Origin of the sequence: Paraburkholderia hospita (genome assembly GCF_002902965.1) — a bacterium.
Classification (GTDB): domain Bacteria; phylum Pseudomonadota; class Gammaproteobacteria; order Burkholderiales; family Burkholderiaceae; genus Paraburkholderia; species Paraburkholderia hospita.
The window spans coordinates 1896403-1908804 of the sequence record NZ_CP026106.1; the positions used below are offsets into that span (position 1 = coordinate 1896403).

Sequence of the window (12402 nt, forward strand, 5' to 3'; positions counted from 1 at the left end):
ATCTTTGTGACCAAGAAAGCCTTTTTATTGGCTTCCGGCAAAGTTCCACGCGTGAGTAGCGCTTGTTGTTTCATTGCAGTGACTTCACCCTGAGTCCGTAGAACTGGCTGTTAACCGGTTATTAACTGGTTTTGGTTCGATATTCGGAGTAGGCGCCGTAGGTCGACCCACGCCGTGGGACATCGGTCAGCAGTACACCGTTTACCGACACGCCTGCGCTAGCAAGGTGACGCGTGGCTTCGCGCAACTCTGCTGCCGAATGGCGGCCATGACGAATGACCATGAGCGTTGCGCCCGCCTCTTTTCCGACAACCACAGGATCAGTCACGGCAAGTATCGGCGGTGAATCGACGATCACGAGGTCATACATGGCCGAAATTGTTTTGCACATTGTTCCGAAACGCCCTTGCATCAGCAGTTCGGACGGACGATCGGGATATGCTCCGGCCGTCATGACATCGAGATTGGGCACCACCTGATGATGAATCACCTCGGCAAACGGACGGCCTGACAGCACCTCGGAAAGCCCGGGCGTGTTCCTGAACGAGAAATACGAGTGCACATTACCGCGGCGCATGTCCGCATCGATCAACAAGACGCGTTTGCCGGCCGTCGCGATCACCGTCGCGAGATTGACCGAGACGAACGACTTGCCGACTTCCGCGCGCGGCCCCGTGATCATCAGCACGTTGTTGTCCGGTTTGATCAAGCCGAACTGAAGCGCCGTACGCAGGCTGCGAAGGCCCTCGATTGCTGCGTCATCGGGAAAGATCGCTGCAAGCACGCCTCTGCTCCATGACGGATTGCGCCGCACCGAGCGTTCGAGTTCAGCCTGCTTCTCACTGCGCGAAATGATGGCGCGGACAGGCACGTCAATTGCCAGTTCGATTTCAGCTGGACTTTCCAGACCGCGATTGAGCGCTCGACGGCCAAGCGCGACGACGCAGCCCAGTACAAGGCCAAGCACCAAGGCCAGGGCAGTCACGATGACCTTCTTTGGACGCACCGGCTGCTCAGGAACGACGGCAAAGTCGACCGTGCGAACGTTGCCGAGTTGCCCCGCTTTCAGCACGCGCAATTGCTCCGTACTGTCGAGCAGCTTCATGTAGAGATCAGTATTGACCTTCACATCGCGCATCAGGCGTAGCACCTCCTGCTGCGTCTGCGGCATGCCGTTAACCAGGCCGTCGTATTGGTCCTGTTGATGTTCGAGTTCGGCAATACGGGCATCGACGGCGAGAACAGCAGGATGAGACGGCGTGTAACGCTGCACGAGATCGGCTCGTTGCTGCTGCAATTCGACGAGATGAGATTTCGTGTCGACGACCGATTGCAGCAGCAGCTTTGCTTGTGCGTCGAGGTCGACGGCTCCCGACTTCGAGCGATATTCGTTGTAGCGTGCCTCGGACTGATCGAGATCCGCGCGCATTTTTGGCAGTTGTTCGCCGAGAAAACTCAACATCTGCTGGGCCTGCGCCGACTTTCCGTCGACGTTGTGCTGCACATACAGACTTGCGATCATGTTGATCGTCGCGGTAACGCGTTGTGCATCATGACCATCGAGCTTGACGCCGATAATGCCTGACTGTTTCGTCTTTTCGGCAATATCAAGCTTCTTTTGCATTTCATCGACAGTTTGCTGAGTCGAGAAGCGCTTGAGTTGAAAGCTCGTGCCAGGCCGAGCCATGAGCGAAGCGACCTTCAGATGCACGATGCCATTGGAAGTCGCACCACTGGCGTCTTCATTTACGTGGCCGCGCAACGTCACGTTGCCGTCTGGATCGACCAATTCATAACCTTGCGCATCAAGCACGCGCAGTTTGAACTTCGTTTCGTACAGTACGGGAGGAACGTCGAATCGCGAAATGTCGATATGTTCCCCACCCCATGCGAAGCTGGACAATCCAATGACGGGGTTGGCTAACCCGATAAGTCCATTGTCTTGACGGTAACGCGCAATCGCTCCGCCAATCAGAGGGAAATAGTCTGGTTGCGCAAACACATCTAGGTGCAGACGGTTGACCGTTTCGCCCACTACCAGGCGCGATCGGATCAACTCGATTTCTGCATCGACTGTCGCCGTGCTCTGAAATAGCGAGGCAAGATCGCTCAGCTTGCTATTAATCGAACTCAAACCGGAATCGTCATCGACCTGAATGACGGCGTCAGCGCGATAGACAGGCGTTGCCAGAACAGCGTACATCGTGCCCAGAAGGAGCGCGCCGACGGCGACGAGCGCAATCAGCTTCCAGCTTTCACGCAGAATATTGAAAATCTCGGAGAGATCGATTTCATCATCGCCCTGCTCCACGGCGCTATTTTGCTTAAGAAGAGTCATGATTCAGTGAGCCAGTCCCGCCAGTGCTCCCCGCCAATACGCAACGCCATGCTCGATTTGCGCGAATGCCAGATCAAATGCCGCTCGATGGCGGCGATATGGGTCGACCACGTCGACACCCTCGTTCTCGGCCAGCCGATAGACCTTGCCACGTGAAGACGGCCACACGCATTCGATGTACTCGCGTTGCGCCGTGGTCATCGTCAGGATCAGATCGGCGCTGTTGACCTCATGGCCCGTGAGCGCCGTTGCGACGTGATCGCCAAGAGAGACGCCACGTTCACGCGCCATCTCGAGCACGTGCGGGTCTGCGCTCTCCCCAACCAGAGCATGTGTACCCGCCGAACTGAAGCGGATATCCGGAAAGCTTGCCGCCAGCATCGCGCAAGCCAGCGGACTGCGGCAGATGTTGCCTTCGCACACCACGAGAACACGATCGATCATTTCGCCACCAGTCCCGCAGTCAGACCTGCATTAATCGCCGGAATCAATAAGGTCAACACGCGGTTGAAGCGAACGAGACCGTTGCCGTCGACATACACGACATCCTTTGGCTGAAGATCGAATTCCTTGGCGACCAGCATCGACACCGGAGAGCGACCGTCCAGATGGAACACCTCGGGTGTGCCGCTTAGGCTCCCGCGAATCACAAACATCTGTGACGCATCTGCTGTCGATGAATTGACACTGCCAGCCTGCGCGAGCGCATCAGCCAACGTGATGCGTCCCGTGCGCCGAGGAATAGCGGAAAGCGGTTTGGTGACTTCCCCCATGACGTAAACGTCGTTTTCGTCACGTGCGACTACCCGAAGAAGATCGCCGGATTGAAGATACAGTCGCGAGGGGCTGATCCCGCTCGCAACCATTTGCGTCAGATCAACGCGATGGGAAACACCATTGCGCACCAGCAAAAGATCACTTTGATCGGCTGATTCGGTGAATCCGCCCGCACGCGAGATCGCTTCATACAGAGACATTGGTACGTCGTTCACCGAAACGGCACCAGGTGTTCGGACTTCACCGTCGACATAAACCTGATGGGCCCGATAGGACGCCATCCGCACCGTTACCTGCGGGTTAACGAAGTACTGGGCAAGCGCGGCCGCCAGGCGACGTTGCACGTCTTCGACCCGCAGGCCAGCAACGTGCATCGTTCCCGCATACGGATAAGTGAGATTGCCAGCCTGATCGACGACGAAGCCGGCATACGGATCGGCCGGGCGCGTGGATGATTGCGACTGGGTCGCCCCCACCGCCGCTGCGATTTCGGGGTGATCCCACACGACGATCTGGAGCACGTCGCCTGCGCCTACGCCATAAGGTTTCGGACCGGTCGACAGTAGCTTGACCTGCAATTGCTGCGCTTTGCGGCGCTCGTCCTGAAGGCGTCGGATAACGTCGATATCCAGTTCTGTAATGGGAATCTGAGGTGCGGCAAGCGTTGCTGCCGTAGACGTACTGCCCGCCTGCGCGGAGTCAGATCCTGTCTGCGGATTGGCAACCGACATTCGCATACCTGGTGCCACTGCACATCCACCGAGCAACGAACTCATGGCAATCGCAGCACTCGCAATCGAAACCTTGAGCTTCGAACTGCAAAAGATTTTCTGCTTCGCGTGAGCGGATGATTTATTCAAGCTGTTCAACACTTGCACGTTCAAAATGATCAAAATTCGCTACAACGGATCTGCTTCCCCAAGCCTGATTCCACCGGCCAGACACAAGCATCTGTTGAGACGTGTCGAACTCACTTGCGTACAGCGTCGCAAGCGGGATGACAAACGGGAGAGAAGCTGCCAGACACTTCGCGAGATGAATTCGTCGAGCAGGTTCACACTGCTGGAGAGTCACTCTTGCAACACATAAGTCGCACCCCTCAAGCAGGCGCCAAGCATAAGCGTTGCACCCCCATGCCACCGGCCAGAACCCGAACCGTTTTCGCCAGCCTCATATCTGTTCGTCAAGGACCGGTCTCATCCCGCTAAGCACTTTGCAAAGAAAAAATCAACCAGGGTGAACTCTGAGCGATAATGACGGTCCGATTCAAGGCCGCGCGGTTCTTCATCAGCCTTTCCGGGATGAGAGCCACCGCCCAAACGACTGCGCCGAAACGCTGCATCGCGCGATAGATTCAGAGAAAGCGCGAAGCCACGCCCGGCACCCAAGGCCTGCAACCTCACGCCTTCCATTTCCGCAGCACCGGAGAAACCGCGTCGCGCGTCCTTCGCGCACCGTTTCACGGGGGCGCTTTGTCAATTCAAAAAGGCATGCAGACATCCAAAAACCGTCTGATCGAACTGGATTTCTTCCGAGGGCTAGTTCTTATATTTATCGTTGTCGACCACATCGGCGGCAGCATCCTGTCGCGCGCGACGCTGCACGCGTACGCGCTGTGCGACGCGGCCGAAGTCTTCGTCTTCCTCGGTGGATTCGCGACGGCCACGGCCTACGCGTCGCTCGCGAAGCGCCACACGGAAGCCGACGCGCGCAACCGCTTCTTCAAGCGTTCGCTCGAGCTGTATAGGGCGTTTCTGATTACGGCCGTCCTGATGCTGCTCGTAAGCGCCGTGATGAGCGCGTTCAGCATCGACGCGCCCAACATGGCCACGACCGATCTCGACGACATGATGGACACGCCCACCGCGGTCCTGCGCGACATCCTGCTGTTCCGTCGCCAGCCGTATCTGGCATCGGTGCTGCCCATGTACGCGTTCTTCGCGTTCGCCGTGCCCGCCATCCTGCCGCTCGCGCGCAGCAAGCCGTGGCTGCTGCTGGCGGGCAGCCTCGCCGTGTGGTCGATTGCGCCGTCGCTGCTGCCGCATCTGCCCGTTGCGGAAGACGCGCAATGGGACTTCAACCCCTTCGCGTGGCAGTTGATGTTCGTGCTCGGCGTGATCGCGCAGACGCAGCCCGTCTATCAGCGCGCGAGTGCGCACCGCCACGGGTGGCTATTGACAGTGCTCGCCTGCGGCATCGTTGCGGCTGCCGCCTGGTTCAAGCTGTTCGTGGAAGTGGGGCCGCTGGACAGCAGCCTGAAACAGAATCTGTCGTGGCTGCGCGCGGTGAATTTCCTCGCGATCGCATGGCTCGTCGCGAATATGGTGCGCATCGGCTGGGCGAGAGCGCTCGCGCAGCGCTTGCCGTGGGTAGGACTCGTCGGGCGCAAGGGCCTCTTGTGCTTCGTCGCGGGGACGGTGATCTCGCTTGTCGTCGACTCGCTGCTCTACACGGCCACCGACGGCTATCTGAATATACCGCTCGGCCTCGTCGCCGACGCCGTCGCGATCGGCTCGCTATTCGCCGTCGCCAAGGTATCGGTGCCGATCTCGCGCGTGCTGACGCTGCGCCTGCGCGGCTCGGGCCCCGCCTGAAATCCGCGATCAGGCAGTTACGCGAGCCTGACTAAACTAAACACTGCATCAGGAAAGCCACATCGGTCGAACGCATCAGCGCTCGACCCACTCGGTCCATAGCACCATCAGCACCGTCATCAGCGCCGGGCCGACGAATAGCCCGAGCAGCCCGAACGTCTCCGCGCCGCCGAGAATCCCGAACAGCACGAGCAGAAACGGCAGCCGCGCGGAACTGCCGATCAGCACCGGTCGCACGAAGTGCTCGGCGACAAACGCGACGACGAAGCCGAACACAGCAAGGCCAATCGCAGGAACGAGCGCGCCTTGCTCGATGAAGAGCCAAAGCGCCGCGCCGCAGAATACGATCGGCGCGCAAAACGGCAGCATCGCCGCGATCGCCGTGACGAAACCGAGCAGCGCCGCGTGCGGGACGCCCGTCAGCATATACGCGAGCAGCAGCAGCGCGCCCTCGCCGATCCCGACGACCACCAGCCCCGACACCGTCCCGCGCACGGCCGCCGCCATCCGTTCGGCGAGATGCATGCCGTCATAGCCGAACGCGCGCCGCATACCCTTCATCAATTCGCCCGACAGCTTCGGCCCCGCCTGAAAGATCACGAACAGCGTGACGAGCATGAAGCCGAACAGCATCAGCGCGTGCGCGGCCCGGGCGCCGAAATGCCGGCCAAACGTGACGACAGCGCCGCCGTGCAAGCCCTTCATCGCGGGCGAATCGCGCAGCGGCTGCGTCAGGTTGTCCTGCCACCAGGCCCCTATCTGCGCTGCGCCAAACGGCAGATGTTGGACGAAGTCCGGCAACGGAATGCCGTTCTCCTGCACGTCGCGCGCCCATTCGATCACGTCGTGCGCCTCGGCCGCCGCCTGCGCAATCCCGATCCCGACAGGCAGCAGAAACAGCAAGCCGATGGCAATGGTCAGAACGGTCGCGATCAGCGTCGAGCGCCCCTTGAACAGCCTGTGCTCTTCGATCCTGTGAAACGCCGGCCACAGCGCAATCGCGATCACGCAAGCCCACGCAATGGCCGGCACGAAATCACGGATCACCCAGATCGCCAGCGCCACCATCACGGCATACAGCGCGGCCGAAGCGATCCGCTGCACTTTGCGGCGATTCGGCATGTCGGCCTCGGATGGAACGTCGGGCGGGCGCTGATTCATGTGACCTCGTGATGGACTCGATGCGCGTTCAACGACCGCGCATCACAATGATGGGGCGGGCAAACATCGTCAGCAGATGCACGCATGCGCGGTGCCTGCGCACGCTCGCCACGGCGTTGCCAAACCGTTCATCTTAAAGGATGCAACGATTGCCGGCAGACCACGCAAACGGTCCGGCCCTTTTCTGCCGTTCATACAACAGTTCGTTGCATATTTGCGTGTAATCGATATAACGAGCCGCAAAACCGCTTTATACCGTCCGCGTGCATACCCAGGACCCGATTATTGCTAAATCGGGAACAGTGTTTCTACGCGAGCACAATGGCTCTCACGCGTGCGCGGGTCTAAATTCGGCACACCACAAATACGGAGCCGACCATGACCACCCTGGAGTGTTTACCGTTGATGGGCGCTAACGGGTTGCGCATCGAGATTCTCGAACACTCTGACACGACGCTGGTAATCCGCTGGATCGAACCCGGCCGCTGCCACTATGGCGAGCAACGCTGGCGCCGTCGCTCGGCGCATACGTCCGGCACGTGCGCCGTTTCGCGCAGAAAGATCCGGCGGGGCGACGCCGTCTTCAAGCCAGCCGAACGTCCCGCTCCCGCGAACGCCTCTGCCATGATCGCGGCCGAAGTGCTCGAGCACGCATTCGCTGCATAACCGACGTTTCTTGCAACAATCGGCAGTCGGCGTTCCCGACGTCAACCGGCAGCGTGTTCGACGAGGAAGCCGCACACTTCGCGATGCATCCATTGCACGCCGGGACTCGTCGCCAGCGCGCGCCACGATCCGTGCACGAGGCCGATGCCGACGGGCGCACTCGCCTGCCCTCCCACGGCACGGATGCGTTCTGCAAAGACGCGGGCATCGTCGCGCAATGGATCGTGCTCGACGCCGATCGCAAGCGTCGGCGGCAATCCATCATAGCGTGATGCTTCGAGCGGAACGGTCCACGCGTAACCGTGTGCCTGGCCGCCCCAATACAGCGCGCTGCAGCGTCGCACGTCGGCAAGCGTGAGCATCGGTGCATCGGCTTCCGAGTTGCGCGCGGGCAATTGCGGTTCGATGCCCAGCATCGGATAAACCAGGGCGACGCTGCGCACGCCCGCTTTCCCCTCGTCGCGCAGACGCATCGCAACACTCGCCGCGAGCGTACCGCCCGCGCTGTCGCCTGCCAGCTGCAGCGAACGCGGCAATGGGCCGAACGGCAGGCGACCGTCGAGCGCGGCGCGCGTGACGGCGAGGCAATCGTCGTGAGCGGCGGGCGCGGCGTGCTCCGGCGCGAGCCGATAATCGACAGCCACCACACACAACCCTGTATCCGCCGCGATGCGCGCCGTGATCAGATCGTGACTGTCGAGCGATCCGACGACGAACCCGCCGCCATGAAAATACAGCACCGTGCCCATCGACCGCGCGCGATCAGCGGGCGCGTACAGACGCACGTCGAACGTGCGCTCATCGGGCGATGTGAAAGGCGCGTCGCGAGCCGTCACGCCATCGGGCAATGGCGGCGTGAACGCGGCGGCGTACCGTTCGTACACCGCCCGCTGTTCGGCAAACGTCGATGCAGATCGATCGCGCGGATAAAGACTCTTCGTGCGCTCGACGAATGCAACCATCTCGGGTTCGAGCATGTCGCGTGCTCCGCTTAGGTTTTCTGATTATGCACGCGAATGCGCGGGGCGCTATTTGCGCGCTTGCCCCGGCAAGCCAATCACGCGCCCAGCGTATCGCGGCGCAGGCAGCGCCGCTTGCGCATCGACGAGCGCGCGCACGCGCGCCTCGACATCGCTGTCGAACACCTCTGAACGCGGCCCGCTGGTATCGACGTGCAACAGCATCTGCTCGCCCGCCGCGACGGCTTCGCCGCCATCTCCAGCGAACATTTCGAGGTACAGGTGCATGCGCTTGGCGTCATGCGCGAGTACGCGCATCTCGACTCGCACTCGGGCGCCTTCCTTGATTTCGTGCAGATAGTGGATGTGCGCTTCGAGCGTATAGATCGAGCGGCCACGCGCTTTGCGCACCGCGTCGTCGAGGCCGATCTGGTCGATCAGCGCATCGGTGGCGAAGCTGAAAATCAGCATATAGAACGCGTCGCGCAGATGGCCGTTGTAATCGACCCACTCGGCGCGCACGACGTCGTGATACGCAGGCAATTCCGCGTGTCGCGGCATGGCGAATGTCTCCGTCGCTTTGAATGAGGTACTGCACGCGCGGGACATCTGTTTTGACGCCCCGCACACGCACAGATATTACTCGACCTTATTCGTCGGCACGCAAGCCATGACGCGCTTTCGTTTCGGCAATCGCGGACAGCACGTTCGTGATGCATTCGTCGCGATAGCGTTCGAGCTGCTTGATCGAGCGCGGACCGACCTGCTCCGCCGTCCCACCGACCACGCGATCGATCAACTGATCCGTCAGCTTCGGCGCGACGAGTTTCGTCCACGGCAATTCCAGCGCGGGCCCGAATTGCTGCATGAAATGCCGCATGCCTGCGTCGCCGCCAGCCAGCGTATAGGTGAGGAACGTCCCCATGAACGACCAGCGGATGCCCGCGCCAAAGCGGATCGCATCGTCGATTTCCCCTGTCGTCGCGACGCCTTCGTCGACCAGATGCAGCGCCTCGCGCCACAGCGCTTCGAGCAGGCGGTCCGCGATAAAGCCCGGCACTTCCTTGCGCACATGCAGCGGCCGCATGTCGAGCGCGCGATAGATGCTCATTGCGGCGTCGATGGTCGAAGGCGCGGTTTGCTCACCGCCCAACACTTCGACAAGCGGCAACAGATAAACAGGATTGAACGGATGCCCGACGATACAGCGCTCCGGATGTAACGCGCGCGCATAGAAATCAGTCGGCAGCAGGCCCGATGTCGATGATGCGATGATCGCGTCGGGCTTCGCGGCGCGGCTAATCTGCTCATGCAACGCAAGCTTCAATTCCTCGCGTTCAGGCGCGCTTTCCTGAATGAAGTCGGCATCCGCGACGCACGCTTCAATCGTCTTCACGAAACGCAGACGCTCCTGCGAAGCCCCCGCCGCGAGTCCAACGCGTTCGAGCGCGGGCCACGCGTTCGCGACATTGTCGCGCAACTGCTTCTCCGCGCCCGGCGCCGGGTCCCATGCAATGACGTCGAGCCCATGCGCGAGCGCGCGCGCCACCCAGCCGCTGCCGATCACACCTGCGCCGATTGCTGCAAAAGTCTTGATATCCGTAATCACTGCCATTGCCGATGATCCTCTGGATTGATTCAAAGCGTTATACGAACTGCTAGGCGAACTGTTCTGCGGCGCGCTTTTCGAGCAGCCGTTCGCCGCGTGCAGGCAAGCCGAGTTTCTTGCGGCCTTCCGCCGGTGTCAGCGCGCGGCCGCCAAGCCGTTCGATAATCTCAACGGCGCGCGTCACAAGCGAGCCATTGCTCGCAGGCACGCCCTTGTCGAGCCAGATGTTGTCTTCGAGACCCACGCGCACGTTACCGCCGAGCAGCATCGCCTGCGCGACCATCGGCATCTGCATCCGGCCGATGCCGAAGCCCGCCCATTGCGCGCCGGGGGGCAGGTTGTCGACCATGGCCTTCATCGTCGTCGTATCGGCGGGCGCACCCCACGGAATGCCGAGGCACAGCTGAAACAGCGGTGGCGCATCGAGCAGGCCTTCTTTCAGCAATTGATTGGCGAACCACAGATGGCCCGTATCGAAGATCTCCAGTTCCGGCTTGACGCCGAGTTCCTGGATGCGCTTCGCGCCCGCCCGCAATTGAGCCGGCGTCGATACGTAGATATAGTCGCCGTCGCCGAAATTGAGCGTGCCGCAATCGAGCGTGCAAATCTCCGGCAAAAGCTCTTCAACGTGGGCAAGCCGCGTCAGGCCGCCTACCAGATCGGTGCCCGCGCCGAAGCGCATCGGATCTTCGCCGGGACCGATCTCCAGGTCCCCGCCCATGCCAGCCGTCAGATTGATGATGACGTCCGTATCCGCGGAGCGAATACGGTCGACGACCTCGCGGTACAGATTCGAATCGCGGCTGCCGCGTCCCGTTTTCGGATCGCGGACATGGCAATGCGCGACGGTTGCGCCTGCTTTTGCGGCTTCGATCGCGGCATCGGCGATCTGTTTCGGCGTGACGGGAATGGCGGGATGCCTGCCGACGGTGTCGCCTACACCCGTGACAGCGCAGGTCACGATCACTTCATGGTTCATGCGTGCAATTCCTGTTAACTGTGGTGTCTGATTGGTTGCAATGGAAAAGTACTTTCCGTATTCGAATGTCAAATCTCAAAGACCGAGATAAGCCTTCACGGCAGGCAAGCCATCCTTGCCGTCATACGTCTTGACGCCTGCGAGCCATTCGTCGAGTACTTGCGGATTCTTTTTCAAATACGCTTTAGCGGCTTCGGCAGGTTTCTCCTTGTTCATCACCGACTGCATCACGACGTTCTCGAGCTGCGTGGTAAAGCGAAGATTGCTCACGAGTTTTCCCGCGTTCGGGCAACGCGTCAGAAAGTCCGGCGACGTCAGCGTATAAACACGCGCTTCGCCATCGTTCGGACCGAATACGCCTTCGCTCCCGCTCAGGTACTTCATATCGAGCTGAATGTTCATCGGATGCGGCTGCCAGCCGAGAAAGACCACCCATTTCTTCTCGCGCACCGCGCGGTCAACGGTCACGAGCATGCCCGCCTCGCTTGATTCGATCAGCTTGAATCCACCCAGACCGAACTGATTGGTCGCAATCATCTTCTGGATTGCGGCATTCGCACTGCTGCCCGGCTCGATGCCATAGATCTTTCCGTCGAGTTCCGCGCGATGCTTCGCGATATCGGCGAAAGTCTTCAGTCCCGCGTCGTATTCATAAGTGGGCACCGCAAAGGTCGCCCTCGCGCCCGTCAGATTCGGCGGCTGCAAGACGTTGATCGACTTCGCGTCGACGAACGGCGTAATCGCCTTTTCCTGCACGGGCCACCAGTACCCGAGCGAGACGTCGAGCTGCTTGCTCTTCAATCCGGCAAACGAGATCGGCACGGATGCCACCGTCGTCACCGGCTGATAACCAAGCCCTTCGAATACCGTCGACGCGAGCGCCGTCGTCGACGTGATGTCGGTCCAGCCGATATCCGCGAAATGGACGGCGCGGCAGCTCGGCGGGTCCTGCGCGAGCGCGGGCAGCGACAGTGCGGCCAGAAGGCCGGCAAGACATGTGGAAACGGCTTTGCTGATCAACTTCATGACGATCCCCTTCGACACAGCTCGTAATGTTCTAGAACGCCCACGTGGCAGGCGGCGAGTAAGACGACCCTGGAAAGACGCGATGTGCATTAAAGGTACAAATCCATATTCCTGCAAAATCGACTATCAGCGACCCGTTCTTGCTTGCTTGCGACCATGAGGGAAAACCAGCATGCGTCGGCGCGATTGGTGCGCTGCGCCATACGAGCATGGATTTTTGTCGGCTTGCCGCATTGCATGCTGCTTGCTACGCTCGCCGGATTCGACGAATCCGGCCAACCTGACATCCAGAA

General features: G+C 60.5%; 11 protein-coding genes. 2 read left to right on the top strand and 9 right to left on the bottom strand.

The features are described 5' to 3' along the window. Nucleotides 1-121: 121 nt before the first annotated feature. From C2L64_RS26815 to C2L64_RS26825, 3 genes are read right to left on the bottom strand one after another with little or no spacing between them, the layout of a single operon-like run. Nucleotides 122-2338: a polysaccharide biosynthesis tyrosine autokinase gene (locus tag C2L64_RS26815; protein WP_039902166.1), complete on the bottom strand. Its 2217-nt coding sequence runs from the start codon at nucleotides 2336-2338 to the stop codon at nucleotides 122-124. 3 nt (nucleotides 2339-2341) lie between these two features. Then, nucleotides 2342-2782, bottom strand: a complete 441-nt coding sequence (locus tag C2L64_RS26820; RefSeq protein ID WP_007749027.1) for a low molecular weight protein-tyrosine-phosphatase — start codon at nucleotides 2780-2782, stop codon at nucleotides 2342-2344. Next, nucleotides 2779-3984: a polysaccharide biosynthesis/export family protein gene (locus C2L64_RS26825; RefSeq protein WP_456152445.1), complete on the bottom strand. Its 1206-nt coding sequence runs from the start codon at nucleotides 3982-3984 to the stop codon at nucleotides 2779-2781. Before C2L64_RS26825 ends, C2L64_RS26820 begins: the two co-directional genes overlap by 4 nt. A gap of 621 nt (nucleotides 3985-4605) precedes the next feature. Between C2L64_RS26825 and C2L64_RS26830 the strand changes: the two genes are divergently transcribed. Continuing rightward, on the top strand, nucleotides 4606-5709 hold the full coding sequence (locus C2L64_RS26830; RefSeq protein ID WP_009770245.1) for an OpgC domain-containing protein: 1104 nt from the start codon (nucleotides 4606-4608) through the stop codon (nucleotides 5707-5709). Between the two features lie 75 nt (nucleotides 5710-5784). Here the strand turns inward: C2L64_RS26830 and C2L64_RS26835 are convergent, their stop codons facing one another. Continuing rightward, nucleotides 5785-6870: an AI-2E family transporter gene (locus C2L64_RS26835; RefSeq protein WP_009770246.1), complete on the bottom strand. Its 1086-nt coding sequence runs from the start codon at nucleotides 6868-6870 to the stop codon at nucleotides 5785-5787. Nucleotides 6871-7248: 378 nt separating this feature from the next. On the opposite strand from C2L64_RS26835, the gene C2L64_RS26840 reads away from it, so the two are divergent. Next, nucleotides 7249-7536 carry a DUF3331 domain-containing protein gene (locus C2L64_RS26840; protein ID WP_007749046.1) on the top strand — a complete coding sequence of 96 codons (288 nt, stop codon included), beginning with the start codon at nucleotides 7249-7251 and terminating at the stop codon, nucleotides 7534-7536. Nucleotides 7537-7577: 41 nt separating this feature from the next. Here the strand turns inward: C2L64_RS26840 and C2L64_RS26845 are convergent, their stop codons facing one another. The 5 genes from C2L64_RS26845 to C2L64_RS26865 all read right to left on the bottom strand — a co-directional run bounded on the left by C2L64_RS26845 (nucleotide 7578) and on the right by C2L64_RS26865 (nucleotide 12109). Next, nucleotides 7578-8513 (bottom strand): alpha/beta hydrolase, encoded by a 936-nt coding sequence (locus C2L64_RS26845; protein ID WP_009770248.1) that lies wholly within the window; start codon nucleotides 8511-8513, stop codon nucleotides 7578-7580. A gap of 51 nt (nucleotides 8514-8564) precedes the next feature. Further along, complete coding sequence (locus tag C2L64_RS26850) at nucleotides 8565-9056, bottom strand: thioesterase family protein (protein WP_009770249.1); 492 nt, start codon at nucleotides 9054-9056, stop codon at nucleotides 8565-8567. An 88-nt stretch (nucleotides 9057-9144) separates the two neighbouring features. Continuing rightward, nucleotides 9145-10110 (bottom strand): L-carnitine dehydrogenase, encoded by a 966-nt coding sequence (locus C2L64_RS26855; RefSeq protein WP_009770250.1) that lies wholly within the window; start codon nucleotides 10108-10110, stop codon nucleotides 9145-9147. 43 nt (nucleotides 10111-10153) lie between these two features. Next, nucleotides 10154-11083 carry a BKACE family enzyme gene (locus C2L64_RS26860; RefSeq protein WP_009770251.1) on the bottom strand — a complete coding sequence of 310 codons (930 nt, stop codon included), beginning with the start codon at nucleotides 11081-11083 and terminating at the stop codon, nucleotides 10154-10156. Nucleotides 11084-11158: 75 nt separating this feature from the next. Then, a complete protein-coding gene (locus C2L64_RS26865; RefSeq protein WP_009770252.1) occupies nucleotides 11159-12109 on the bottom strand; it encodes a choline ABC transporter substrate-binding protein in 951 nt (316 codons plus the stop codon). Nucleotides 12110-12402: the final 293 nt, after the last annotated feature.

Bases quoted from the DNA above. Each gene is read 5' to 3' on its own strand.
- C2L64_RS26860 (WP_009770251.1), bottom strand. From the start codon at position 11,083: ATGAACCATGAAGTGATCGTGACCTGCGCTGTCACGGGTGTAGGCGAC.
- C2L64_RS26865 (WP_009770252.1), bottom strand. From the start codon at position 12,109: ATGAAGTTGATCAGCAAAGCCGTTTCCACATGTCTTGCCGGCCTTCTG.
- C2L64_RS26845 (WP_009770248.1), bottom strand. From the start codon at position 8,513: ATGCTCGAACCCGAGATGGTTGCATTCGTCGAGCGCACGAAGAGTCTT.
- C2L64_RS26830 (WP_009770245.1), top strand. From the start codon at position 4,606: ATGCAGACATCCAAAAACCGTCTGATCGAACTGGATTTCTTCCGAGGG.
- C2L64_RS26855 (WP_009770250.1), bottom strand. From the start codon at position 10,110: ATGGCAGTGATTACGGATATCAAGACTTTTGCAGCAATCGGCGCAGGT.
- C2L64_RS26850 (WP_009770249.1), bottom strand. From the start codon at position 9,056: ATGCCGCGACACGCGGAATTGCCTGCGTATCACGACGTCGTGCGCGCC.
- C2L64_RS26820 (WP_007749027.1), bottom strand. From the start codon at position 2,782: ATGATCGATCGTGTTCTCGTGGTGTGCGAAGGCAACATCTGCCGCAGT.
- C2L64_RS26815 (WP_039902166.1), bottom strand. From the start codon at position 2,338: ATGACTCTTCTTAAGCAAAATAGCGCCGTGGAGCAGGGCGATGATGAA.
- C2L64_RS26835 (WP_009770246.1), bottom strand. From the start codon at position 6,870: ATGAATCAGCGCCCGCCCGACGTTCCATCCGAGGCCGACATGCCGAAT.
- C2L64_RS26840 (WP_007749046.1), top strand. From the start codon at position 7,249: ATGACCACCCTGGAGTGTTTACCGTTGATGGGCGCTAACGGGTTGCGC.